The sequence below is a fragment of the Paenibacillus sp. Negev47 genome (genome assembly GCF_058313655.1).
On record NZ_CM177754.1, the window covers coordinates 2,735,122 to 2,761,971 of the forward strand.

Genomic DNA, 26,850 nt, shown 5'->3' on the forward strand with positions numbered 1-26,850 from the left:
TTAGTGGAGGACATCAATGAGCAAATTACCTTATATGAACTTACTTTGTAATGATGCGATCCGCGAAGTAAGATTAAAAGCCAGGGGTTGGGAAGAGAACTTGATTGAAGATCACAAGAATTTTGCCAACTGGTTAATCGAAAATTCGCAAACTGCATTTGATCCAGCAATGGAGACGATAGATACGTCAGAATTATTAACAGAAGAAGTAGCTGATCAAATTAAAGAATGGATCTTGAAGAACTGGTAAGTACATCACACCTTCAATTTAAGTTGGAATGTACAACCAATATATATAAACAATTAAACTCTGTAGGCCAGCGCCGATAGAGTTTTTTTAGTTTGTAGCATTCAAATAAAGGCTATTCTACGATGTTATTCGCCCTTTTTCATGAAAATGGGTTTCACTTTAGAGGGGAATTGGTTGTTCGTCCATGCATCTAACCCATCACATACGTACGTTAAACTATGTCTATAGGGAGGTGTCCACAGCGTGAGCCATTCAGAAGTGAAGAAGCGTATGAAGAGAAAAAAGGCAACAGTATATCCATGCAAAGTTAAAAGAAAAGAACGCCGATTGAAAGTGGTTAAAAAGTTCGTTCAAGTAAAATGTCCGCCTCCAGAGGTGAATATATCTACCCCTACTGTTGTTGGCCCAACAGGACCACAAGGTATACAAGGCGTACAGGGTATTCAAGGTAAACAAGGGGTGGAAGGGCCACCTGGAGCTCAAGGACCAGCGGGAGGGCCACCTGGACCCCAAGGACCTCAGGGACAGCCCGGTCCCGCTGGAGCAGTAGGCTCTCAAGGACCGGTGGGACCCGCTGGACCCATGGGAGCTCAGGGGATTCCGGGAGAAGCAGGTGCCGTAGGGCCACAAGGTCCTCAAGGTAACCCTGGTCCTGCCGGAGCCATCGGACCACAAGGTTTCCCCGGCCCCGCTGGAGCAGTAGGCCCGGCAGGGTCAGCAGGTGCAACAGGAGCGGTAGGCCCCGCTGGAGCAGTAGGCCCGGCAGGCCCAGCAGGTGCAACAGGAGCGGTAGGCCCCGCTGGAGCAGTAGGCCCGGCAGGCCCAGCAGGTGCAACAGGAGCGGTAGGTCCTGCTGGAGCAGTAGGTCCGGCAGGCTCAGCAGGTGCAACAGGAGCGGCCGGTCCCGCTGGAGCAGTAGGCCCGGCAGGCCCGACAGGAGCTACAGGAGTGGCTGGCCCCGCTGGAGCAGTAGGCCCGACAGGTGCCACAGGAGCAGCGGGAGGCGTACTGGGATTTGCTGACTTTTTCGCGCTGATGCCACCTGATAATGCTGCAACGGTTGCTCCAGGCACAGATGTTAGCTTCCCTCAGGACGGACCAACAAGTGGAACGACTATCGCTCGCACGGGGCCTAGTTCATTCAATCTGGCAGCCATTGGTACGTATCAGATTTTGTTCCAAGTGAGCATCAATGAAGCGGGGCAATTAATCCTAACTCTCAATGGGGCTGATTTGGCTCCCACAGTAGTCGGGCGAGCAACAGGAACGTCGCAGATTGTAGGTATAGCTTTGGTACAGACAACCGTGATTAATTCTATTCTGACCGTACGGAACCCGGCTGGTAATGCTACTGCATTAACAATCACGCCTCTTGCAGGTGGAACAAGACCTGTATCAGCTCATCTTGTTATTACTCAACTAGCATAAGATCAGTTAATAGGCTAAGCTAAATTTGTCGCGGTTTATTAAATATGCATCCACAATGGTAACATTGGTTTGCTTGAACTGAGATAGCAGTGCTTTACTCTTGGCTGTTATCTCAGTTGGAGCTGATATTATCGTTTAGGCAGTGAAATTAAAATCAAATTCAAGTATCCAAATAAACAACAAATACATATCAAACGCCAATCATCGTGAAATATCAATGATATTTCTATATTGTATAGGCTCAACTAGCAGCTAAGGAACTCACTCTTTTCTCGGTCCGTTGATTTTGTTGCTCAAATATTTAATTGGGTTAACAAGTTCCATGTGCGTCCGCATATACATTACAGGAGACGGGTCAAGACTCCGGCTGTCCTAAGTTGTATGAACGGAGGGAGAGACATGGGCATTGAATCATCCTGGATGTTTGATTTGTTTGGAACCGTCTTTCCGGTTGTATTTGTTCTGCTTATAGGTATAGTCCTTCTGTCGATGGGAAAAGAGGTATGGAAGTGGGGGCGTAATAACTCGGAGCCACTGTTGACTGTACCTTCACGAATCACTAGCAGACGGATGAAGATGAGTCAGTCGCAATCTGAACCAGGCAGTACAGCACGAACATTATATTACGTCACCTTTGAAGTGGAGAGCGGAGATCGGCTCGAATTCAAAGTCAATGGCGAAGAGTATGGATTGTGCGCTGAGGGGGATGAAGGACGGCTCTCATTCAAAGGAACGCGTTATGTAGGCTTCGAGCGATATAATCGCTTGTATTCCGAACGCCTACGCGGTTAAACTGTGCAGCTTGCGCCAGGATGGCGTGAGCCTTTTTTGATTCTTTATCGGACAAGCGTTTCTAAATGGCCCTAACGTGTTTTTATATAAGAATAGGCTTAAAGAGATTATGATCGAAGATCATTACCATAGAGGAGGCAAACAATATGTCATTTACAGATCAGGTCGTTGTTGTAACCGGGGCCGCTCAGGGAATAGGACGAAGTGTGGCCGAGGCTTATGCGGTCGCTGGAGCCAAAGTTGTACTTGCCGACAATAAGGAAGCCGAGGGTGCTGCAGCCGCAGCTTCCATTCGCAATGAAGGTGGAGAAGCCATCTTTGTTCAATGTGACGTTCGGAGCGAGCAGGATATTACGAATCTTTTTCGTACGACCGTGGAGGAATTCAAGCAAATCGATGTTCTGGTAAATAACGCAGGACTTGCAAAATGGAAGTCTCCCTATGAATTAACACTGGAAGAATGGGACGATGTGCTCAATACCAATGTGAGAAGTTGTTTTTTGGCGAGTCGGGAAGCGGCCAAATATATGAAAAGCAATGAACATGGGGGTGCCATTATTAACATGGCCTCTACCCGAGCGCTGATGTCCGAGCCGGATACCGAAGCCTATGCTGCATCCAAAGGAGCCATTGTAGCCCTGACGCATGCGCTGGCGGTCTCACTGGGCAAAGACCAAATTCGGGTCAATTGTATCAGTCCGGGATGGATTGAGACAGGAGACGTGGAGAAACTGAAAAAGGAGGACCATGGACAGCATCCATCCGGTCGTGTGGGTGTTCCTTCGGATATCTCCCGTGCTTGTCTATATTTATCCGACCCAAGCAATACCTTTGTCACAGGGACTAACCTCGTTATTGATGGAGGCATGACCCGAAAAATGATATATGAGGACTAGAACCGGGATAGAGCCGGGAGAGCCCTACGATGTCCCAATTTAAGAGTGATAAGCCCAAGTTAAGCACTTGGGCTTATTTGTTTTTAATAACCCGGTTGCTATAATAAATGTGATTTTACAACAGTATAGGAATGGAGGGAGTATATGTTCGGGAAACAATCCCGGAAAGTATTTTGGCTGTTACTGCTGATCGGAGGGATGATAATGATAGGGAATGAGTCACCTGCTGAAGCGGACGGCGCGGATATACGGGCGGCCTGGGTATGGCAGGCGCAGTCTGTTAGCAACGGAGACGAGCTGCTGGAGAACGCAGCTAAACATAAGATCAACCGGCTGTACGTGAATGTGGACATGACGCTGTCCAAGGAGGTATACCAGACGTTTATATCCAAAGCAAGCCGTGCAGGTATTGTGGTTGAAGCGCTGGGCGGCGATCCATCCTGGGCAGTCAATGGCCGTGAAGGTCCCATGCTCAGGTTAGCCTCGTGGGTAAGTGACTACAATCAGGCTGTTGAGTCCAATGAGCGATTTGAGGCCATACATCTGGATATCAAGCCCTATGTGTTACCAGACTGGAAAGAAGATGCCAAGCCGCTGGTTCAATCCTGGGTGGCCAATATGAATCTGTTATTTGAACAAGTGAGACAGGATGGCGCAGTTGCAGTGAATGTTGACCTGCCATTTTGGCTTGATTCGTACACCGTCACAGGTAATAGAACTTCTGAGGATGCAGATAACGAACCATTGTCACGTTGGTTTATTGATCGAGTGGATCATGTCACTTTACTGGCTTACCGTGATAACGCGCAAGGTAACAATGGTATCATTCGTTTAATTGAACAGGAAATGAACTGGGCGGATGCGAGCAACACGAGTGTCACAGTGGGTCTGAACACCAAACCGATGCCTGGTGAAGAGTTCACGACATTTGCCGGTAAAGGTGCAACGCAACTCGAAGCTGTCATTGGAGAAGTTGCCTCCGCATTTGGCGAGCATACTTCCTACGCCGGTTCAGCTGTACATGACATTGTATACTGGGGACAATTGGAGCCGACAGAACTGCCATCACCGGAGATTCCATCCAATCAGCCAGAGATTCGGGGAACATATATCTGGGAGGCCTCTCAGGTGACGAATGACGGAGGGGAGCACATACTAGAGTTTGCTAGAGAGCAGAATATTAACTGGTTGTATGTCCGGTTGGATCTGGATCAACCTTATTCCAGTTACCGCAGTTTTATGAAACGGGCAAAAGCTCAAGGCATTGAAATCCATGCAATGGGCGGGCACCCGATCTGGGGAAAAAAGGAAAACCGTCCACGGATACAGCGTTTGATTGATTATGTGAAAAATTATAATGCTGAATCTGAGCCAGATGAACAATTTGAAGGCATCCATCTGGATATTGAGCCTTACACTTTGCCGGAGTGGGAGAGCAATCGGGATACCCTGTTAGCTGAATGGGCTGCCAATATTACATTTTTCCAGGGAGAGACGAAGAAGGACAGTCATCTCGAAACGAGTGCAGATTTAGCCGTATGGCTGGATACCTTCCCTTTGCCAGGCAAAGACATGTCTGTGACGGAGTTTATGATTGATACACTCGATCATGTGTCGATGATGGCATTCCGTAACCAAGCGGAAGGTTCCAATGGCATTGCTGCTGTGGTGAGTCAGGAGATGGAGATCGCAGGTCGTCTGGGAAAAAGGTTGATGATCTCGGTGGAAATGAAGGAGAACCACGAAGGTCCTCATATTTCATTTTATGAGAAGGGGGCGGCGGAGATGGAACTTCAGCTTGCCAAGCTTCCGGATCTGCTTGCCGAACATCAGGCTTATCAGGGCAATATTGTACATGCCTATGATTACTGGATTGAAGCCAAGCCTTGAACAGGCGAGTAATATAAGAAGTAACTTGCTTCGGGACTTCACTTTGAGTGAGGTTCCGGGCTTTTTTTTATGGAAAAAAGATGGAATCGTGTCACCGAATGGGCTCCTGCACAATACGATGTACGGTGATGAACAGCTGAAACAAGGGAGGAAACAGACTATGGCTGTTATTAAAGCCAACTCAGAGGACGTCAAGTTATTGGCTAGGCTCATGAGGGCAGAGGCTGAAGGTGACGGCGTACAGGGTATGTTGCTTGTGGGCAATGTAAGTGTGAACCGGGTGCTGGTGGATTGTCTGGACTTTAAGGATATTCGCGACATCAATCGTATGGTATTCCAGAATCCAGGAGGCTACGAGTCCACACAGAAGGGTTACTTTTACCAACGGGCAAGACAGTCCGAGATTCGTCTGGCACAACGGGTGATCAATGGAGAGCGTTTCTGGCCTGCCAGCAATTCATTGTGGTTCTTCCGACCTGTGGCCGAGTGTCCGGCAACATGGTATGACCAGCAAAATACAGGACGATTCAAAGCGCATTGTTTCTTCAGTCCGACAGGCGAAGACTGTCCGGAAGTATATTAAATTTTGGGAGGAATCACTATGATTAATCAACCTTATCAACCTATGACTCAAACGTTGGGTCAGCAAGCGAATTCCGTGTTGGGTCAACAAGCCAATTCTCAGGTTCAAGGCACGTCTTACAAAATCGGTAACGGAATGCCTGCCATGTCACCAACGCCAGGGATGGTATCGCCAAGCTCCACAAGTGTACCCCCGCTCGTATCCAGTGGAAGCCCAATGACACCAACGGGTGCAGTGATTACGACAACGGCTCCACAGTTTGAGCAGTCATACATTGAGAATATTTTGCGTCTGAATCTCGGGAAATTCGGTACATTCTACATGACATATGAAGGCAACAAAGAATGGAACGCTCGCATATTCCAAGGTATCGTTGAAGCAGCGGGCCGTGACCATATTATCATCAGCGACCCGAAGACAGGAAGACGGATCATGCTGTTGATGGTCAACTTCGATTATGCTACATTTGATGAGCCATTGTTGTATCAATATCCAGGAGTGATAGGCAATTACCCGCAAGCTCCAAGCAGATGATCATTGGCGCCTCATCATTTTCATTAGTGTTTGATATGGATAACACATACTGATTTACTTCGCTGTCCCGAATGTGGAGGTTATCCGCAGACGGGACAGCTTTTTACATAAGCATTTATACAAAATGGTTACATAAATGATTAAGTCATACGTAACCTTTGGATAACAACATGGCACTTATATATGAATAGAACAAGCAGCATGTCTATATGAAGGGAGTCCATAGCATTGAAGTCATGGATTGAAGCAGCAATGAAAGGCGAACCCGAAGCATACGAACAACTGGTATCCCAATATCGCGGGATGGCTCTTGCTGTTGCCTACAATCGTTTAGGAGATACATTTTGGGCTGAAGATGTCGTACAGGAGGCTTTTGCTGAAGCCTTTGGCAATCTGTCCAAGCTTGAGGCCCCGGAGGCTTTTCCTGGATGGTTTAAGGTGATCGTGGAGAGGCAGTGTTATCGCTGGCTAAGGCGCAAGCAGCATACCACGATTCCTGTTCAGGAGCTGGAGCAAGTATTCCAGGAAGAGGATCAGGCGCATAATCCAGAAGAACATGCGATGCAAAACGAAATGCATCGTACGCTGCATAATTCTATTGCAATGCTGCCATCATCGATGCGAATTGCGGTTGAACTGTTTTATTTAGAAGGATATTCGCTGAAGGAAATATCAGAATTTCTAGGTGTCAACGTATCTGCATTAAAGAAGAGACTGTTCGATGCACGTTCCAAACTCAAGCGCTCTATGCCAGTGAGGAATCTGGTCTCTATGTTTAATGATTTGTATGAAGGGGGAAAAGGTATGCTGCACATTATGAATGGGGATCACGCTGCCAATCGTTTAAGAGAGAGTGGAATTCAGGGTGACATCCTGGTGTGGAGAGAGTTGTATACGTTCGGCCCGGTTGCCAAAGATATGTCGGTTGCGAAGAAGAGGAAGAACCGGGCATCCGTACTAGAGTTGCAGGTAGGCATCCCTCAGCAGGAGTATTTGCAGGTCGAGGAGCTGGAACGCAAGTTACATTCGTTTCAACAATATAAGGAAATTGTCTTATGGTTCGAATACGATCTCTATGATCAGACGATGTTATCTTACTTATTGCATTATTTCAGAGGACAAGGGCTCCAGAATACGAAACTGAATTTACTCTGTATTGACTCGTATCCAGAGATCGAGCACTTTAGAGGACTGGGTCAACTTACCTCGACACAGATCGGAAGCCTGTCCGGAAGCTGGCATGTGATTGACATAGACGAGCTACAAGCAGGTGCACAATTCTGGGAGGCCTATACGTCTAACGATTTCCGGCAGCATCTGGATTACTTGCAAGCAGATCATACGGTACTTCCCTTTGCAGATGCAGCATTCAAGGCCCACTTGTCTCGTCTGCCATCTGTATCGAATGGCCTGGGAGTCATTGAGCAGACGACACTGGAGACCATTAGAGCGGGTGTAGATCGTCCATATCCTTTGTTCCGTGAGGTAGGGGACAAGCTGCATATTCTCGGAATGGGCGACCTTGAGTACTGGGCACATCTCAGGAGGATGACAGAAGAACCTTATGCGCTGCTTCGGATGACTGGAAAAACAAATTTCCCAAGCTTCATACAGCATGATGAAAAATTTGGTGAAGCAGTCTTTGAGCTGACGGAACTCGGCATTCAGGTGTTGGATGAAGAAGTCGATTGGGCTCTGCTGAAGCAGGATGAGTTATGGATCGGCGGGTTGCATATTGAAGGTGGCAGACAAGCCCGCTGGCGCTGGAATCCAGCTTCGGAGAGCGTAGTGGAGATGGAGTCAATTTAGGGGAATAGAGGATAAGTGGATAGAGCCTGAGAGAATAACAGTATTGCAAGAAGAGAGTATCCAGTCATGCTGAAGCATGAACAAGGGTACTCTTCTCTTTGGTTTGGAGAAATCCATTACTTCTTTGTTTCTAAAATGTTAAAAAAACAGCGTAATCGAGACTTTTGTAAAAGAAATAAGCCGTTTGTGCCATTTCGTTGTCATAGGACACGGATTGACTGTGTAGTGTAGAATTATATAATAAAAGAAGCATATCTTTGTTATTCGACAGAGCACAGTGGAGGTGGAAGCATTGGGAAGTTGAAACTGCATATGAACGGCAGAATGGCAAATATCCTACATTTTCGAAGGAGGTGGACCTATTTGCCGAAGAATGACGGCGAATAGGATGACAATTTGAGTGACCCCTTACCGAGTATTATGAATTTAGTATTAATTGGTTTACTTGTATTAATGAATGGTTTCTTTGTGTCGGCGGAATTCGCGATGGTGAAGGTTCGTGGAAGCCGGATTGAGGCTTTGGTGGAAACAGGCAATAAAAATGCCATCTATGCTTCCAATATCGTACGCAATCTGGATGCGTACTTGTCTGCTTGCCAATTAGGTATAACTCTGGCATCACTGGGACTTGGGTGGCTGGGTGAACCAGCGATTGCACACCTGTTAGAACCTATGTTTACCGCATTGGGATTGGGTCCGGTCTATGTACATGGGATATCCATTGCCATTGCATTTGTGATTATTACAATCTTGCATATTGTACTGGGCGAACTTGCTCCCAAGACGATGGCGATCCGCAAGTCTGAGACAATCACGCTGTGGTCTGCAGCCCTGCTAACGTTCTTCTATAAGTTAATGTATCCATTCATATGGGCACTGAACGGTATGGCTAATGGCTTGCTGAGAATGTTCCGAATGGCACCTGCTTCGGAGGTTGACGATGCGCATAGCGAAGATGAAATACGTATTCTGATGAAAGAAAGCAATAAGAGCGGTTTAATTGACAACACTGAATTAGCACTTGTTGATAATATATTTGATTTTACGGATACAACCGCCCGTGAAATTATGATTCCGCGGACGGAAATGATCTGCCTGAATGCCAATCAGTCCATGCTCGAGAATCTGGAGATTGCCAGTGAAAGCATGAGAACCCGGTATCCGGTATATAACGGAGACAAGGATCATATTATCGGCTTTATTCACATTAAGGATCTGATGCGATCCCAACTTACGGATACCATCTCCGTAATCCGGCCCATTCTGGCTGTGCCAGATACCACGCTGATCAGTGATCTGCTCAAGCGTATGCAGCGTAGCAAGACACAGATTGCTATACTGATTGATGAGTACGGGGGAACTTCCGGGCTTGTCACACTGGAAGATATCATGGAAGAGATTGTAGGCGAGATTCAGGATGAGTTCGATCAGGAGCGACCTGTCATCGAGCAAGTGGATGAGATGGAATACTCCATTGATGGATTGATGTTGATTGAAGAAGTCAGCGAACGATTCGGACTCGAGATGGATCGTGCCGATTACGATACCATTGGAGGCTGGCTATACTCTAGAGTAGATGCGATTCCACCCCAGGTCGGTCAATCGGTTGAGTATGGTGGTTATGTATTTGTCATTCAAGAGACAGAGCATAAGCGAATTTCTCGTGTCAATGTGATTAAGCTGGAACTGTTGGTTGAAGAGGAAGGCGCTTAGCCAGATCATAATTGTAATGAATGAAGCTGTATGGTGACGTAATGTCATCGTACAGCTTCTTTGCATGCTCATGATTCTTTGGGGGCATGAATGACAACATCGGCGTAACGGTTCTCTGTGACAAAACTATTCTTAATATAAATTCGCTTATAAGTGACGTAAACATTCTCTCCAGGAGCGAGATCATGCTGGATATTCAATTTTTTTCGAGTAGATTTGGTTGTTGTCGGTGTCTTAATGGTGATGATGTCGTACATATCTACGAAAGTAACCTCGTAAGAATTGTATTCTCCCACCTTAGTGGTGGATAGCACCGGGTTTTGCTTATACTGGGTTAGATGATCATTCACCATACCAAGTGTTACGGGTAACACATAAAACAAAAGTGCCAGAGGCAGAAGGCAGAAAGCAATCCCGAAAACACGTAAAAATTTGACATGGGAAAGAGTTCGGCCGCTCTGCTTGAGGAAAAGAAAAGCAAGGATGGGGGACAGTACAAGTCCCCAGATCATAAAGGGCAATACATAGCGGTCAATCCCCATACTTATCCAGCTTTCTCGGGCTGTAGCCAATAAATATATTAAGGTCCCGACGGTAAGCACACTCATCAGGATAACAAGCCAGCGTTTGAACGAGCGGGAAACTTCGATGTGTAGTTCGTTCGGATTGGAGCTGTGACGATGCCTTCTGGATTTGGATTGAAGTTTGCTCAAGTTATACACCTCATTTGCAGGTCTTGTTGGTTAACATGGTTTTGTGCATACATTACCCAATACATACGGGATGGAATAATTTAGGTTTCACAATGCTGTAAATGTATAAAAAAAGACAAAAGACGCTTCCGACAGAAATATCGGAGCGTCTAAATTTTTTTGAAACCTGTCACCCGATCCGTCCGTTTATACCCTTACACAAAATGAAATATGGAAGCGGAGGATGGATCAATATGAGGAAAATAAAAACGAAGAGCGCATCATCTTCTATACTAAAAATAACCTTTGCTGCCTTGTTACTGGTGCCAACGATCCTGGTCTTACCTACGTCCGAATCAGCCGTTGCAAGTCCGGTTATTAACGTCTCCTCTGGTGCACTTACACCCCCACCGCCGCCAGAACCATCCATCCAATCGTTTGCTACCACTCGGGAACGAGGACATATCTATCAGGCGGTCGGTGCAATTATCCCTGGAGGAGGCCTGTCCGCCATCGTCAATACAAAGACCACGACATATGTGGAAGTGAAGACACTTTCCGTAGATTATCGACTTGAGCGCTGGACAGGAACAGCATGGGTAACTTTTAAAACCAATTCCAACAATGCAACGAATACAAACTTACTGAATGCCACATCAGATTGGACTGTTATGCCAGGATATTATTATCGCGTTACCAGTATTCATACAGCGTATGATGGAAGTACCACGGATACAAGCAAACATGTCTCTGGCACCGTGTTATTTTGATCTTATCGACGGGTGCTGCCGGGAAACTTCTGCTCTTGAAAATCATTGGCAATAGCAGTCATTTCTTCTTCCGAAAGGGTGCCAAACAGACTCATATTGTTGGAACCCATCATCCACTGAAAGGAGTTATAGGGTGGGCCGATATACATCAGTGCTTCCGTGCCGTCCGCCAGCTTTACGGTGCTCATATCACGTAGCATGGCCCCTTCAATTTTCTCCCCAGGCATGACATAGACATAATCAAACTGGATGATCTCATCCTCTATGCTCTTGCCTTCACTGGTATATTGAACTCTCATTTGTGTGGATTCATAATAATCGTCTGGATTCACAGGGTTTTCCGTATCGAGCACGAGTTCGAATTTGACCTTGTTGAATCTCTCGGGAATGGCCTTGGATAACAGAAAGTCACCCATGAACCCTTCGCGTGCGATCTCTTCCGTAACAAGTACTGGACGAAGCAGGTGGCTCGATAACTCATACGAAGGTGTATTAAGAGCCTCTTCTTCTTGTGCTATAAGAATGTCGTCTAAGCTGGTTTCCGGTGGTGGAGGCGTTTTGGCTGTTGACGGATCAGCCCCCAGATGGGTAGTGCGATCCTCGATGATAATGGATTTCATACCATTGCCCCAATCTTTGATGGATTGCACAAAAGGGGAAACGGCTTGTGTTCCAGAAGGCAAACTGAATATGACCGCTCCGATCGTTACAGATGCAGCGACTACGACAGTCAGCCGTAAAGTACGTATTCTTTTTTTACGTAAACCGATTCTGTTAATTTCCTTGTGTACCTTCTGCCAGGATTGCTGCATAGATTCGGTATGGGAAGTGGAAGGGGCAGAGACGGCCTGATGGAAAGCTTCGTCAAAAGCCAGGTCAAACGCAACGTCGAAATATTCGTCTTCCAGCTCTGAATCCAATCGGTCCACATGCTTATCGGACTTGCCTTTGCTCAATGCTTCCACCCCATTCCTTATGTAATTTCTTCTTGATACTGCCGCGGGCTCTGAACAAGCGTTGCTTCACAATGTCTTCGGAGGTGTCCAGCAGCTCGGCCATCTCCCGGTAGGAGAGACCTTGTTTCCACCGTAACTCCACCAATACACGATATTCCGGTTTGAGCTGTCCGAGATAATATTCAATGGACTCTTCCATCATCTGCGTCTCCACCATGCTTTCTACGGAAGCTGCTGTCTGATTCATCGTCTCCATATCTATAAAAACACTATCCGTGTCCAATTGGTTACGGTTATTTTTATTTTTTCTCAGATAATTAATAGCCGTGTTCCGCGTGACGACCTTGAGCCAAGCTTTCAGTTTGACCTCGTCTTCGAAGAGGGGTTTGTTTTTGATGATTTTAATAAAAGCTTCCTGAATAATATCTTCTGCTGCTGCACGTTCCTTGATGATATAAACGATAAGACCATGTACCATATTATAATATTCATAATACACTTCTTCCTGAAGTGCAGAGCCTAAATTATGGAAATCTGAGGCGAGTAGTAACTGAAGCCGATTGGCCATTTTGTTCTCCTTTCTGGTGAACAGTCCACAAACATTGGTATCATTACATTTTACAACATAATATGGAAACGATACAATGGGAGGTTGGTCCGAGAAAAACCAGATGAGGAGAGCGTGTGTAGTCTCCGAGACAATCTGATGAAAATTAATAAAATGCTGTCTCGCAAACCATAAACGAATGGTTGCAAGACAGCATTTACGACTGTTCAGTGAAAATACATTACGGGATAGAACTCAACCGTATCCGTTAGAATGCCCAGTCTCCCTTAAGGAAGACAGCTTCACGTTCGCCGTTTGCCGTGATACCGTAGATGTCCGTCTCGGGAGAGCCCATCATGAAGTCCACATGAGTGATGCTGGTGTTCATGCCACGGTCTGCAAGTTCTTCAGGAGACATCGTTTTGCCACCTTCGATATTGAATGCATAGGAACTGCCGATCGCAAGATGGCACGACGCATTCTCATCATACAATGTAGTGTAATACAAGATGCCGCTCTCGGAGATCGGGGAATGGAAGGGAACCAAAGCGACTTCGCCAAGGTAGTGCGACCCTTCATCCATGGAGATAAGTCTTTCCAGCGTATCCTGACCTTCTTCAGCATGAAAATCAACGATGCGTCCGTTCTCGAATGTGAGTGAAAAACGATCAATGATACTGCCGCCATAACTGAGCGGTTTGGTGCTGGACACCTTACCGTTAACGCCGTGCTTGGCTGGAGCGGTGAATACTTCCTCTGTGGGGATATTGGCAACAAAAGGTGTACCTTGCTCATTCACACTACCCGCCTGCGCCCAGATATGACCTTCTGGAAGTTCGACAGTGAGATCCGTCCCAGGAGAGAGGAAGTGCAGTGCTTGGTACTTCTTGTTATTCAGTGCAACGGCCTTGGTCTCCAGCCGTTCAATATGCTGTTCCCAAGCCGCTACAGGGTCGTCCAGATCGGCTCTCACCGCAGCAAAAATGGCTTCCCAGAGCTGGCTAACCTGCTCAGCTGCCGGGAGATCCGGGAATACTTTGGCTGCCCAATCGGGCGAAGGGCAAGCTACGCCCGTCCAGCTCATTTTATCCGCCTGTTGATACTGACGGTACTTGGCCATCGCCTGTCCAAATGTACGCTGATGTGTCGAGATCCGCTCCGGGTCAATCCCTTTCATCAGGTCCGGGCTGGATGATAATACCGTCAGGAAGGCTGCATTATTGGCCGCCAATTCTTCAAGCTCCGCCGCATGCCATTTGGGCGGCTCTTGGAATGATTCCTCAGGAGCCATTTCAAACCGTAAGCGATTTACGGTTTCATCTCCGTATTTTACAATAACCTGCTTGGCGCCAGCTTCGTATCCCTTGCGCACAAGCAAGCGTACGAATTCAGCGGTATCAATCATTGCACTGATGACAAATACTTGCCCGGGCTGAACGTTAGCACCTACTCTTACAGCAAGTTCAGCGTAACGATCCAGTTTTTGTTCAAAACTTAACATATGAGATTCCCTCCAATGATTGAAAATTCGATCTGTTGACACAGGAAAAGAGAGGAGTAAACTCCTCTCTCCTAATCACGTTAAACCGTTTTAAAATGCCCAGTTTCCTTGCAGGAAGATCGGCTCTTCCGCGCCTTCGGAAGTCACGCCGTGGATGTTCATTTCTCCAGATCCAATCATGAAGTCTACATGAGTAAGACTAGAGTTCATGCCACGTTCAATCAACTCTTCTTTGGACATCGTTTTACCACCTTCCAGACAGAAGGCATAGGCATTACCGATAGCCAAATGGTTGGAGGCATTTTCGTCAAACAGGGTATTGTAGAACAAAATATTCGTATCGGAAATTGGTGATTGATGTGGAACGAGGGCTACTTCCCCCAGATAGTGTGCACCTTCATCCATCTCGATCAGGTTTTTGAGTGCATCCAGTCCCTCCTCAGCGGTGTAATCTACGATTCGACCGTTCTCAAATGTAAGGGAGAATCCATCCATCAGGTTACCGCCGTAGCTCAGTGGTTTCGTGCTGCGCACTGTGCCGTTAACACCGGTTTTCAGTGGAGCTGTGAATACTTCTTCGGTAGGCATATTGGCAATAAAGACATGTCCTTGCTCATTCACACTTCCACCGGATACCCAGATATGCCCTTCTGGAAGTTCAATGGTCAGGTCTGTGCCTGGAGCTGTATAGTGGAGCTTTTTGTATTTCTTATTGTTCAGCAGATCAGCGCGGGAATCCAGGTTTTGCAAATGAGTTTTCCATTCGGCAACAGCATCCTGCTCACCGATCCGTACTGTTTTGAAAATGACATCCCACAGGCGATCCACTTGTTGTGCTTCCGGCAGATCCGGGAACACTTTAGCTGCCCATTCAGGAGAAGGAACAGCAACGATAGACCAGCTGAATTTGTCAGCCATCTGATAAGAACGATATTTTTCAAGCGCTTTGCCGCGCACTTTCTGGCTAGTAATGATCCGTTCCTGAGCAACACCGTTCAGCAGATCCGGATTCTCAGCGATGACGTGCAGTACTGCGGCGCCTTCTTCAACGAGTTCAGTCATTTCAGCTGCAAACCATTTCGGTTCAATGGAGAAAGCTTCATCAGGGGCAAGATCGTAATGAAGACGGGTAACGGATTCATCGCTCCAGTTTACTTTAACCAATTTGGCCCCTTTACCGTAAGCTGCTTTGACGATTAGTCGTACAAAATGCGCTGCCGAGATTGGAGCGTTAACCACGAGCGTCTGTCCAGGGTGGACATTGACACCGACTTGAACAGCCAGTTCAGCATATTGCTGCAGATTCGTTTCGAAAGTATTCATGCTATTTTTTCCTCCAATGTGATAATAATATCGTAGCTTGTTGGCTAATATAGATGTTGTTCAAACACGTATTATAATCCTCATTACAACTATGTAAGGAATCAGAAGGGTTCCTTCATTGAATAAGGTATACGTTGCTACGATATATATTGTACAATTAACCAATAATAATTACCAAACTAGGTTTACCAAAAATGTTGGAGAACCACTGTAGATGAGAGATTAAAGGAGAGAATGATTGTGAATATTGAGATTATAAGTGCTGAAATGCGCCGTGAAGATGAAAAAAGTTTCGTGGGGAATACCGTTTTCCGTACAGAAGGTGGAAAGTCTGTGTATGAGATTACCTTCATGAGCAAGAACGGAAAAGATTGGGACTATAGCTTGCATTTCACGGAACAATCCGGAGATGAAGATGAACTGCTGCGTATGGACGAGCTGCTTGAGAATGATGACGACTTGTACAATCAGTTGCTCGATGCTGCCTTGGAGGCATATCCGGCCTAACAGGCCGAGATGTTCTTGTTCTATTGTGTCGTGTCGATGACTATACTAGACGGTGTATGCCCGAAACAGGGTGTATACCGTCTATTTTATTGGAAATATTGAATAGATGATCCAAAAAAGGGAAGTCTACGAGATGAATGGAACCAGAGAGACAATCCGCCTAATGGGAGGTAACCGTGAATGGCATCTGACAATCTGATTACAGAAGGGTTGACGGGGCTTGAAGAAGTCGCGCCCGATATCCTAAGTCTGCGCACACTATTCGTTAATGTCGTGTTCATCGGAGAGCCAGGAAGCAGGAACTGGGTCCTCGTGGACACCGGAATGGCGAAATTCACTGATCATATTGTTCAGGTTGCAGCAGAACGTTTTCAAGGTCCACCGTCTGCAATTATTTTGACACACGGTCACTTCGACCATGTAGGAACCGTTATTGAACTGGAACAATTCTGGGGTGTGCCTGTGTATGCTCACCCGCTTGAAATTCCGTATTTAACGGGGTTAAAAGATTACCCGCCAGCGGACCCTTCTGTAGGTGGAGGTCTAATGTCCAGGTTGTCATTCGCTTATCCCAATGAGGCAATCAACCTGGATGATCGGATATTCAGTTTACCCAAAGATCATTCTGTCCCTGGCTTATCAGGATGGGAATGGGTTCATACGCCAGGTCATACCCCTGGACATGTGTCGCTTTTTCGGGAAGCGGATCGTTTGCTGATTGCGGGAGACGCGATCATCACAGTGAAGCAGGAATCGCTGTGGAGTGTGTTGCTTCAGGACAAACAGTTGCATGGCCCACCGTCCTATTTCACCACCGATTGGCAGGCTGCTCATCAATCGGTTCAGCATATCAGGCATCTCGAGCCGAAACTTGTGATTACCGGGCATGGGCATGCTTTAAGCGGAGATATGCTGAGTGAATCCCTGAAGCAGCTTGATCTGGACTTTGAAGAGAGCACTGTCCCGGATCACGGCAAATATGTGGATTGATTGAACCCTGATATGAATGGCACCAGAGACAGCCGCAGCGGAATGCAGCTGTCTTTTTTCTGCCTTTTTTGTGTTTCTATCATGAATTTGTTCTCTATCATAGATTGGTATTTTGTGCGCGGGCATGATATAGTCGAGCCGTATAATATAACCTTAGTATGCAGGAGGTACATATAACGATGACACAGCAAAATGCAGCATTTGAAGAACAATTTGGAGGGATTCCGGCCGTTTGGCTTCGTTTTAATCAATTTGAAGCGGCAGTTATTCCAAGCGTGGGTGCCAACCTCGTCGCTTTCCGTGATACAGAAAAGGGATTTCGTTACTTGAGAGAGCCGGATCAGGATCAAATGGATGAGTTTATGGCTGCACCTGCGGTCTATGGAATTCCGATTCTTTCTCCACCGAACCGTTACGAAGATGGACGTTTTCCTTGGAATGGTAAAGTCTATCAATTGCCAGTGAACGAACCCGCTACAGGCAACCATCTGCATGGATTCTTACATGATGCCGAGTGGAAGGTCGAGGGATATGGATCAGACCAGCTGGAGAGTTATGTGCTGCTTAGCCAGGACGTGAAGGAAGGACATACATTCCATCAGTACCTGCCATTTACGTTCACGGTAACGCTTCGGTACTCTTTGAGTAGCCAAGGACTTCAGCAGCAATTGATCGTTCGTAATAACGGCAAGGAATACATGCCTAATCTGTTTGCATTCCACACCGCGATCGCTGTACCCTTTGCACCGGACAGCCAATCCTCGGATTACACGGCCAAAATTACGATTGGACAACGTCGTGAATTGAATGAGCGTTCCCTGCCAACAGGACAATTTCAACCGCTTTCACCAGAAGAAGAACAGTTGAAGAAAAACGGGGTTAGTCCGTTCTTTGCGGCCATGGATAATCATTACACGGCAGAGCCTCAGAATGGACGTAACTATATGGAACTTACGGATCATCGTACTGGTGACAAACTTATATATGATGTGGGTACATCTTACAAGCACTGGATGATCTGGAACAATAACATGGGTGGCGACTTCTTCTGTCCAGAACCTCAGATGAACCTGGTTAATGCCCCGAATGTTGAAGGCATCCCGGCAGAAGAAATCGGTTTGATTGGTCTGGAGCCAGGCGAACTGTTCGAACAGACAAGCCGACTGTACCCAATTACGTCACAAAAATAAATTCACGCTCGTTTTGCGTTGCGCTTACAATTTTGTCGAAAAGGTGAAAACCTGCTCGTAAATCATGTATAATATGACGAGATACACAAGCTTTGTAGAGACCCAAACCATTTTTTTGGAGGAGGACAAGCAAGTGGAATACCGCATTGAGAGAGATACGTTAGGCGAAATGAAAGTACCAGCCGACAGGCTGTGGGGAGCTCAGACGCAGCGCAGTAAGGAGAACTTTCCGATTGGCCGTGAACATATGCCGATGGAAGTTATACGTGCCCTTGCCATTTTGAAAAAAAGTGCTGCGGCCAGTAACCATAAATTAGGTAAATTATCTGCGGCCAAATCAGATGCAATCGCTTATGCAGCAGACGAGATTATTGCAGGTCGAATTGATGACCATTTCCCACTGGTTGTGTGGCAGACCGGTAGCGGAACGCAATCCAATATGAATGTGAACGAAGTCATTGCTAATCTGGGTAACCAACTGCTGGAGCAGAAGGGCAAGGAAGAGCGCTTGCATCCAAATGATGACGTGAACATGTCCCAGAGCTCTAACGACACATTCCCAACGGCGCTGCATGTCGCAGGTGTTCTGGCCGTTGAAGATCAACTCTTGCCGGCCATTGCGGTATTGAAAGCCACTTTTGCAGACAAGTCGGAAGCATTCAAGGATATTATCAAAATTGGACGTACTCACCTTCAGGATGCTACGCCGATTACGCTGGGTCAGGAGATTAGTGGTTGGGAAGCTATGCTGGGCAAGAGTGAGCGCATGATTCGTGAAAGTGTGCAGTACCTGAAGGAGCTTGCTATCGGAGGTACAGCTGTCGGAACCGGAATCAATGCACATCCTGACTTTGGGGATTTCACTGCCAAGGAGATTGGCAAGCATACAGGTAAAGATTTCGTATCTGCACCAAACAAATTCCACGCACTTACAAGTCATGATGAAGTTGTGTATGCGCACGGTGCCGTTAAAGCGCTTGCAGCAGATTTGATGAAAATCGCCAATGACGTACGCTGGTTAGCCAGTGGTCCCCGCAGTGGATTGGGAGAGATCCGGATTCCGGAGAATGAGCCAGGCAGCTCCATTATGCCAGGTAAAGTCAACCCAACTCAGAGCGAAGCAATCACCATGGTGGTGACGCAGGTCATGGGGAATGATGCAGCGATAGGTTTCGCGGCAAGCCAGGGTAATTTTGAACTGAATGTATTCAAACCGGTTATCATCTATAATTTCCTGCAATCCGTGCAACTGCTGGCGGACTCCATTATTGCGTTTAATGACAAGTGTGCGGTAGGCATCGAGCCTAACCTGGATCAGATTGAACATAATCTGAACAATTCGCTTATGCTGGTTACAGCGCTCAATCCGCATATTGGTTATGAGAATGCAGCCAAAATCGCGAAGCTTGCGCATAAAGAAGGATTGTCCTTGAAACAGGCGACATTACAAACGGGCCTGCTTACCGAAGAGCAATTTGATCAGTATGTCGATCCAGCCAAAATGATCGCTCCAAAGGCCTGAAATCAGCCTAAATGAGAAGTGAAAATCATTGAAGAAGACGACCTGCAGAAGCAGGTCGTTTTTCTAATGCAAATCGATGAACTTAAAGCTTGTCAGACTATACGTATACATATAAACTACATATGCAACAGTTGTACTGAGATTGTATAGGATTCGTATATATTTGGAGGTTTCCGCGTTGTCAAAAACGAGAAGATTTACGATACGCTCCAAAATTCTCTTGGGCTATCTTGTTGTTGTGGTTTTATTTGGTGCTGTCTTGCTGGTTCTTACGGCCCAAATTAATGTCTTGCAGAAGGAAAATGATTTTATCAGCCATCATGATCTGGAAGTACATAATCTGACCAACGCGATTGAAAAAAATGTCTTGAACATGGAAACAGGACAGCGTGGATTCATGATTACAGGCAATGAAAGTTACCTGGAGCCTTATTCCCAAGGCCTCTCCCAGTGGAATTCCAACTATGATCAGTTGAATGTTCTCATTAGTGACAATCCTTCACAGCAGCAGAGTCTGGAGAATATCAAAGCACATATTACCCGCTGGATTGAGATCGCTGGGGAACCGTCGGTGAACTTAAAAAAGCAAGGTGATCAAGCGGAGGTCCTTGCGTTCTTCCAATCTGACCCGGGTAAAACGGAAATCGATCTGCTGAGATCCCAGCTTACAACCTTCCGTAACACAGAAATTGCTCTGACGGAAGCAAGAGTAACCGATCTTGCCAGACGAAGTTCCACACTGCTGACGATTATGTATACGTTATGGGGGATAATTGCAGCATTATCAATCACCGCTGCGTTCGTAATTTCAGGCAATATTGTCAAAACGTTACGAGATGTTATGCAAACGATCAGCGATATTTCCAAAGGTGGAAACCTGAAGCAGAGAATTCAGGTGCGAACCCATGATGAAGTGGGTGATCTGGGGCATGAAACCAACAAATTGCTGGATGAAGTGCAGGAACAGAATCGGATCAAGGATCAGATTACGGGAATTGCTACGCTCTTGCAGAACCCGACCAATCTGGAGGGACTGTCACGCTTGTTCCTGAACGAACTTGCCATCCAGTTTGAAGTGCCTTATAGCGTCCTATATTACTGGAAAGACAATCGACTGCTACGCGTAGCTGCATATGCTGCGGATGGAGAGAAAGAACGTTCGCTCGGTAAAGTGTCGCTTGTCCCGGGTGAGGGACTTGTCGGACAAAGTGCTGTCGAGAAGCGAGTCTTGCGCATGAATGATCTGCCTCAAAACTATATCCGAATCTCATCTGGCCTTGGACATGCATCTGCCACATCACTTACCGTAGTACCGGTCCTGTTCGAAGGCAGAACAATAGCGGTAATCGAACTCGCTTCAATGAATCCGCTGCAAGAGAAAGACATGAAGTTGATGCAAGAACTGACGGAGATTTTTGGTGTTTCACTACACTCCACCGTCACTCGTATGGAGTTACAGCATTTGTATGATGAGTCACAAGTTCTGAATGAAGAATTACAGGCACAATCGGAGAAACTTCAGGCTCAGACCGAAGAGATGCTGTCTCAGACGGAGGAGCTGCAAATGCAGACCGAAGAGCTTCATATGCTTAATGATCGCCTGGAAATACAGAAGAATGCTGCAGAGACCTCAGCCAATGAACTCTCGGTTGTAGCAGATCAGCTACGCACTAGTTCGGGGTACAAATCCGAATTCTTGGCCAACATGTCCCATGAACTGCGGACTCCGCTTAACAGCATGTTGATTTTATCCGAAATATTGTCTGAAAATAAAAATCAAAACCTGAATAGTGAAGAGCAGAACTACGCTTCAGTCATTCACAAGTCAGGTAAAGACCTGCTGAATCTGATCAATGATATTCTGGATCTATCCAAGGTGGAAGCCGGACAGATGGAAGTGGATTTCGATGATGTCTATCTGGGCAGTCTGCCTGAAGTCATGAATCAGTATTTCCTGAAAACAGCGGAGCAGAAAAGAATAGATTTCCGAATTCAGCTCCAAAGTCCTTTGCCGGAAACGATCGTGACTGATGAGATGAGATTGCACCAGATTCTTCGAAATCTGCTCTCCAACGCATTCAAGTTCACCAGTGAGGGTGAAGTTGCCTTAACGATCTCCAGCATGAGTCTGGCTCATTCGGAAGCCAAAGGCCAAGAGACAGATGTGATTGCTTTCTCCGTCAGTGATACAGGTATCGGGATTGCGGATGACAAACTCCTGCAGATCTTCGATGCCTTCAAGCAGGCGGACGGAGCTACGGCTCGTAAATACGGGGGGACAGGACTTGGCTTGTCCATCTCTCAATCGCTTGCGACTCTGCTGGGGGGTTCTATCTCAGCAACAAGCCGTGAAGGGTATGGCAGCGTATTCACGCTGTTCCTGCCACTGAGAATGGATGAGCCTGAGACCATGCACACATCCCGGTTGTTCCTGAATGAGGTGGCTAGCACCATCCCCGAGATCAACAAACTTCCTTCATTGACCACAGCTCCATCGGATAAGTTATTAACACCTCTGGAAGAAGCGTTGCTCAGCGGACGACAAGTGCTTGTCGTTGATGATGATATACGTAATGTATACGCATTAGCTAATGCTCTTGAGCAATACGACATGAATGTCATTTCAGCTCAGAACGGATACGAGTGTCTGGAACTGTTGGAGCGCGGAGAAGTAACGCCTGATCTCATCATGATGGATATCATGATGCCGGAACTGGATGGCTATGAGACCACTCGCCAGATCCGAGAACGACTTGGCATGACCCAGCTTCCGATTATTGCGCTGACAGCCAAGGCCATGAAAGAGGATCGGGAGAAATGTATTGCTGCGGGCGCTTCGGACTATCTCAGCAAACCGCTGAATATCAAAGAAGTATTATCTCGTATGAAACTATGGATAAATCACGAAACATTGGAGATCTGATCGTAGTTGAACTAAAAATTATTTACACTGATACTACGGAATAAATTAATAATAAAACCTATGCCGATTACAGGAGTGTGTGCTGTGATTAAGTCATAGGTTTTATTTTTTTGTCGTGTAAGCTTTATTCCGGAATTTGATGTTATAATACTTAACAATCAACAAAGTGAAATGGCTGAATATAGATTTAATTAGAAATATAATACAGAATTAAGTCTGCGGAAACGACAATAACACGATATTGTGTTATATATATGGGAGGTAGTGTCCATGCAACTTACGGTTAAAGAGGCTTTACAGGTATACCCGTTGTCAGAGGCCAAACTGGTTGCGGGTGGAGAAGGGACTTCACGGATGATGAAATCCGTTAATGTCATGGACGCTCCTGATATCGCGGATTGGATCAAATCCGGAGAAATGCTGTTCACCACCGCTTTTATTATGAAAGACAGTGAGACGGATGCATTACGTTTGATGCGACGCTTGAATGAACGCGGCTGTGCAGGACTCGGCATCAAGTTGGGACGCTTCTGGCAGTCCATTCCCCAAGGTATTGTCGAGGAAGCCGATCGACTTCGGTTGCCGCTCCTTGAACTTCCCTTTCAATTCACCTTCTCCGACCAGATGAATGCCTTGTTCAAGGCTGAACATGAACGCAGTAACCGATTGCTGCATGAGGTCGTGCAGAAGCAGAAGAAATTAATGCAGTTTGCGCTGCAACAGCAGCCACACCGGAATGTGTTTGCCGAACTAGCCACAGTGTTGAACTATCCGCTTGCAGTCATTGGTTCTCGTGGACATGTGCTCTATGGCAGTGAAGGTATTGCAGGGGATGCGGTAACTCAGGGTTGGCCTTGGAAATCCGTCATGCATCGCGTGAAATGGAATCAAGGAAGCTGTCACCGCGTACCGATTAAGCAAAATGATGAAGAATACGGATCGTTGCTTGTGTTTACGGATTCAGCCCTGTCGCTTCGAGCAGAAGAAGAGTTGTTTCAGCAGGCTGCCGATGTACTGGCTTTCTATATGGATATGACCTATCGTGAGCACATTAATCCGACCGTGCAGGATGAGATGCGCACACTGCTTACACAGTATTTGGATAACAAAATGACCGTTCAGGAATTAACCACTATGAGTGAGAACAAAGGTGTCCATCTGTTCCAGGGAACCTATCAGTGTGTGCTGATCACGCTTGAACCCACTGTGTTTGCCGAGGGAAAGCTGCTTAAACAGATTCATCGCGAGTTGCAATACAATCCGCTGATGCAATTCACGGCTTCACAGCATTTCCAGATCGAGGATGGCATTCTGTCCATCTACACCTGTCCGACAGGGCGAGATTATGGAGAGGAGCTGTCAAGTTTTCTGTTGAGTCGGTTCGGTGATGTTCTGGCAGCGCAAGAAGCGAAAGGAGCACCAGCTCCGCGTTTCTGGATCAGCAAAATGAAACATGAGCCCAAGTCGCTCCGTGAAGCGTACCAGGAGTGCCTGGATACACGACAACTGGCTCGCCGATTCGGCATGAAAGATCGTGCGCTGCAATTTGAAATGCTCGAATTTGCCTACGTGTTCCAACACGTACCAGATAACATCATGGAGAACTACTGCAATAAAGTGCTCGAACCGTTACTTGCCAGGGACGGTGATCCCAATCAGGTTTTGATGAATACGCTGGAGTCCTTTATCGAGAATGACGGACTGATCAATGAAGCTGCCAAGCAGCTGTTTGTACATCGGAACACCGTTACCTATCGCATGGAGAAAGTCGGCAGCTTGCTGCAAATGGACTTTAAGAAGACGAATGATCTGCTTAAGTTGAAGCTGGTATTCACCTTTCGCAAGTTTGTTCGGGACAAAGCCGCTGCCAGACCGCAAAATGTCCAACTCTAGACCGTACATTGTGCAACATCACAATGCTACCGAGTCAGACACCCAAGAACCGCATTCCCTTGATGGAGTGCGGTTTCTTTATGTTTGAGGATAACGAAAGATGTCCTTGCCGTGCACAGCAAACAAATCGCAACTATGATGTTATGTTATATTACAAAATTGCGTAAATATTGTTGTCGCGACATTGAACGACACTTAAAATGAAGAACAATAATCTACAACAGACCGGAGGTTCTAACATGAGCGACATCATTAAACTTGTTAACAACTGGTCTATCACACAGTTCGTGCATACGTTTGGCGGGTTATTCGAGGAATCACCGTGGGTAGCTGAGCGTACCGGGCTTTCACGACCTTTCGATTCATTTGAACAGATGTTGCATGTGATGACGAGTGTGGTTCAGGCATCGGATGACCTGGTGAAATTGCAACTGCTACGAAATCATCCTGATCTTGGGGCGCGAATCAGCATGAGCACCAATTCCGTGCAGGAACAAGCTGGTGCAGGGCTGGATTCACTTTCACAGGAACAATACAACGAACTTCAACAATTAAACAAAGCATATACAAGCCAATTCGGCTTTCCTTTCATATTGGCCGTAAAAGGTCATACCGCAAGCTCCATCCTCGAGTCCATGCGGCAACGTCATCGCCGAGGCAGGGAAGAAGAATTCGAGACTGCATTGAAGGAAGTTTTCAAGATTGCGGGCATTCGCTTGGAGCAGTGGCTCGCACAGATCGGCCATGAATATGAGTTCGTAAGCAAGCCAGCCGCAGTGCAGCAGCGGACGATGTATTACGGCAAAGGGGATGTGTGGTTGTACCGTTCCTATGCCAAACCGTTGACGGGTATACAGTCGATCCCGGAATCTCCGTTTATGGGACGCAGTAATATTCTGTTTGGATTGAACATTAAGGTCGCTGTGCAGGGCGATGAATTCTTGCCTTCTTTTGCAGAAGGGGATAATTCGCTGGTGGTGGCAACCGATTCGATGAAAAACTTCATTCTCACACATGCAGCCGAATACACAGGGGCAACGGTGGAAGGATTTCTTGCACTGGTAAGTCGGCGCTTTCTGGAGACGTATCCGCAGATGACCAAGGTTCAGATGACAGCGGACCAGATTCCTTTTGAAGATATACCGATTGGGTTGGAAGGAAGCTATCGACCGAGTACGCTCGTATTTCGTTATTCGCAGAATGATCGCGCGACAGCTGCCGTGGAAGCAGAACGAACCAGTGGCTTGATTGAACTAAGCAACCATTTCAGTGGTGTAGCCGATCTGAGACTGATCAAGGTCAAAGGCAGTGAATTTTCCGGATTTATGCAGGATGAATATACCACTCTTCCAGAGACAAGGGATCGACCGTTATTTATTTTCCTGAACATCAATTGGCGTTATGAAGATCCGAGAGATGGCATCGATGATCAGCGTGGACGGTATGTAGCGGCGGAACAGGTCAGAGATTTGGCTGCTGCGGTATTTCATGAGTGTCGATCCGCTTCCATTCAACATCTGATCTATCAGATTGGACGAAGATTGTTAATTCGATTTGAGCAGTTAAGTGAGGTTTCATTTGAATCCAACAGCCGGACCTGGGAGACGGTGCTGGAGGAAGTGAAAGAGGGGGAAGGCAAAGTGTTTACCGAGCCGAGGCCACCTTATGGATTCCAGGGTTTCTCGATGACAAGGGATGATCTGGGAACAGACGGCCGTGACTCGGGGAAAGAAGGTGACGTCTAATGTCGATGTCTGGTGGACGAATTACAACACATGTGCTGGATACATCCAAAGGCGTCCCAGCTGCGGGTGTTCGGATCGAACTGTATATCCTGAAGAGGGATGAAGAGCAGGAAAGCAAGATAAAAGTTGCTGAGTCGGTGACAAATGCGGATGGGCGTTTGGATGCTCCGCTGCTGGATGGAGGCAAGTTGGAGCAAGTGATATATGAGCTTCAATTCCATGTGGAGAGTTATTACGCACAGCGTTCATTGGAAGAGTTGGGGCAGGCACTGTGGACAGTCGTTCCGATTCGTTTTGCCGTATCTGATGCGACAAGCCATTACCATATTCCGTTATTGATTGCTCCAGGAGGTTACAGTACATACCGGGGAAGCTGAGCATGCACTCAACCGGTTC

23 protein-coding genes are annotated in these 26,850 nt (G+C 46.7%); 18 read left to right on the forward strand and 5 right to left on the reverse strand.

All coding sequences use genetic code 11. From position 1 onward, the window contains the following. The first annotated feature begins 16 nt into the window (after positions 1 to 16). From AC4G47_RS12610 to AC4G47_RS12650, 9 genes are all read left to right on the forward strand, one after another. Complete coding sequence (locus tag AC4G47_RS12610) at positions 17 to 250, forward strand: hypothetical protein (protein ID WP_491106210.1); 234 nt, start codon at positions 17 to 19, stop codon at positions 248 to 250. A 243-nt stretch (positions 251 to 493) separates the two neighbouring features. After that, the gene (locus tag AC4G47_RS12615) at positions 494 to 1,678 is read left to right on the forward strand and encodes a collagen-like protein (RefSeq protein WP_491106211.1); all 1,185 of its coding nucleotides are present in this window, start codon (positions 494 to 496) and stop codon (positions 1,676 to 1,678) included. 399 nt (positions 1,679 to 2,077) lie between these two features. Then, on the forward strand, positions 2,078 to 2,470 hold the full coding sequence (locus AC4G47_RS12620; RefSeq protein ID WP_491106212.1) for a DUF2500 domain-containing protein: 393 nt from the start codon (positions 2,078 to 2,080) through the stop codon (positions 2,468 to 2,470). Between the two features lie 146 nt (positions 2,471 to 2,616). Further along, complete coding sequence (locus AC4G47_RS12625; protein WP_491106213.1) at positions 2,617 to 3,366, forward strand: glucose 1-dehydrogenase; 750 nt, start codon at positions 2,617 to 2,619, stop codon at positions 3,364 to 3,366. Positions 3,367 to 3,570: 204 nt separating this feature from the next. Continuing rightward, positions 3,571 to 5,256 (forward strand): hypothetical protein, encoded by a 1,686-nt coding sequence (locus tag AC4G47_RS12630; RefSeq protein ID WP_491106214.1) that lies wholly within the window; start codon positions 3,571 to 3,573, stop codon positions 5,254 to 5,256. Between the two features lie 160 nt (positions 5,257 to 5,416). Then, positions 5,417 to 5,839, forward strand: a complete 423-nt coding sequence (locus tag AC4G47_RS12635) for a cell wall hydrolase (protein ID WP_491106215.1) — start codon at positions 5,417 to 5,419, stop codon at positions 5,837 to 5,839. A gap of 75 nt (positions 5,840 to 5,914) precedes the next feature. Then, on the forward strand, positions 5,915 to 6,373 hold the full coding sequence (gerQ, locus tag AC4G47_RS12640; RefSeq protein WP_491106695.1) for a spore coat protein GerQ: 459 nt from the start codon (positions 5,915 to 5,917) through the stop codon (positions 6,371 to 6,373). A gap of 228 nt (positions 6,374 to 6,601) precedes the next feature. Beyond that, complete coding sequence (locus tag AC4G47_RS12645) at positions 6,602 to 8,182, forward strand: sigma-70 family RNA polymerase sigma factor (RefSeq protein ID WP_491106216.1); 1,581 nt, start codon at positions 6,602 to 6,604, stop codon at positions 8,180 to 8,182. Between the two features lie 420 nt (positions 8,183 to 8,602). Then, complete coding sequence (locus tag AC4G47_RS12650) at positions 8,603 to 9,895, forward strand: hemolysin family protein (protein ID WP_491106696.1); 1,293 nt, start codon at positions 8,603 to 8,605, stop codon at positions 9,893 to 9,895. 68 nt (positions 9,896 to 9,963) lie between these two features. Here the strand turns inward: AC4G47_RS12650 and AC4G47_RS12655 are convergent, their stop codons facing one another. Continuing rightward, complete coding sequence (locus AC4G47_RS12655; RefSeq protein ID WP_491106217.1) at positions 9,964 to 10,608, reverse strand: hypothetical protein; 645 nt, start codon at positions 10,606 to 10,608, stop codon at positions 9,964 to 9,966. 233 nt (positions 10,609 to 10,841) lie between these two features. On the opposite strand from AC4G47_RS12655, the gene AC4G47_RS12660 reads away from it, so the two are divergent. Beyond that, complete coding sequence (locus AC4G47_RS12660; RefSeq protein WP_491106218.1) at positions 10,842 to 11,357, forward strand: hypothetical protein; 516 nt, start codon at positions 10,842 to 10,844, stop codon at positions 11,355 to 11,357. A gap of 2 nt (positions 11,358 to 11,359) precedes the next feature. Here AC4G47_RS12660 and AC4G47_RS12665 read toward each other — a convergent pair whose 3' ends face one another. From AC4G47_RS12665 to AC4G47_RS12680, 4 genes are all read right to left on the reverse strand, one after another. Next, positions 11,360 to 12,313, reverse strand: coding sequence for a hypothetical protein (locus tag AC4G47_RS12665; RefSeq protein ID WP_491106219.1), 954 nt, complete (start codon positions 12,311 to 12,313; stop codon positions 11,360 to 11,362). Beyond that, positions 12,291 to 12,881, reverse strand: coding sequence for an RNA polymerase sigma factor (locus tag AC4G47_RS12670; protein WP_145321929.1), 591 nt, complete (start codon positions 12,879 to 12,881; stop codon positions 12,291 to 12,293). The genes AC4G47_RS12665 and AC4G47_RS12670 overlap by 23 nt, the downstream gene beginning before the upstream one ends. 247 nt (positions 12,882 to 13,128) lie before the next feature. Then, positions 13,129 to 14,361, reverse strand: a complete 1,233-nt coding sequence (locus AC4G47_RS12675; RefSeq protein ID WP_491106220.1) for an aminopeptidase — start codon at positions 14,359 to 14,361, stop codon at positions 13,129 to 13,131. Positions 14,362 to 14,451: 90 nt separating this feature from the next. After that, a complete protein-coding gene (locus AC4G47_RS12680; protein WP_491106221.1) occupies positions 14,452 to 15,684 on the reverse strand; it encodes an aminopeptidase in 1,233 nt (410 codons plus the stop codon). Positions 15,685 to 15,918: 234 nt separating this feature from the next. Between AC4G47_RS12680 and AC4G47_RS12685 the strand changes: the two genes are divergently transcribed. The 8 genes from AC4G47_RS12685 to uraH all read left to right on the forward strand — a co-directional run bounded on the left by AC4G47_RS12685 (position 15,919) and on the right by uraH (position 26,831). Next, positions 15,919 to 16,191 carry a hypothetical protein gene (locus AC4G47_RS12685; RefSeq protein WP_458122800.1) on the forward strand — a complete coding sequence of 91 codons (273 nt, stop codon included), beginning with the start codon at positions 15,919 to 15,921 and terminating at the stop codon, positions 16,189 to 16,191. A 180-nt stretch (positions 16,192 to 16,371) separates the two neighbouring features. Continuing rightward, complete coding sequence (locus AC4G47_RS12690; RefSeq protein ID WP_491106222.1) at positions 16,372 to 17,181, forward strand: MBL fold metallo-hydrolase; 810 nt, start codon at positions 16,372 to 16,374, stop codon at positions 17,179 to 17,181. Positions 17,182 to 17,360: 179 nt separating this feature from the next. Then, positions 17,361 to 18,371, forward strand: a complete 1,011-nt coding sequence (locus tag AC4G47_RS12695; RefSeq protein WP_491106223.1) for an aldose 1-epimerase — start codon at positions 17,361 to 17,363, stop codon at positions 18,369 to 18,371. Between the two features lie 133 nt (positions 18,372 to 18,504). Further along, entirely contained in the window at positions 18,505 to 19,893 is a 1,389-nt protein-coding gene (gene fumC / locus AC4G47_RS12700; RefSeq protein WP_482070054.1) for a class II fumarate hydratase, read from the forward strand. Positions 19,894 to 20,071: 178 nt separating this feature from the next. After that, complete coding sequence (locus AC4G47_RS12705; protein WP_491106224.1) at positions 20,072 to 22,816, forward strand: CHASE3 domain-containing protein; 2,745 nt, start codon at positions 20,072 to 20,074, stop codon at positions 22,814 to 22,816. Positions 22,817 to 23,086: 270 nt separating this feature from the next. Beyond that, the gene (locus tag AC4G47_RS12710; protein WP_491106225.1) at positions 23,087 to 24,709 is read left to right on the forward strand and encodes a PucR family transcriptional regulator; all 1,623 of its coding nucleotides are present in this window, start codon (positions 23,087 to 23,089) and stop codon (positions 24,707 to 24,709) included. A gap of 239 nt (positions 24,710 to 24,948) precedes the next feature. Continuing rightward, positions 24,949 to 26,454, forward strand: coding sequence for a factor-independent urate hydroxylase (gene pucL / locus AC4G47_RS12715; protein WP_491106226.1), 1,506 nt, complete (start codon positions 24,949 to 24,951; stop codon positions 26,452 to 26,454). Then, the gene (uraH, locus tag AC4G47_RS12720) at positions 26,454 to 26,831 is read left to right on the forward strand and encodes a hydroxyisourate hydrolase (protein ID WP_458122793.1); all 378 of its coding nucleotides are present in this window, start codon (positions 26,454 to 26,456) and stop codon (positions 26,829 to 26,831) included. Before pucL ends, uraH begins: the two co-directional genes overlap by 1 nt. Positions 26,832 to 26,850 lie beyond the last annotated feature (19 nt).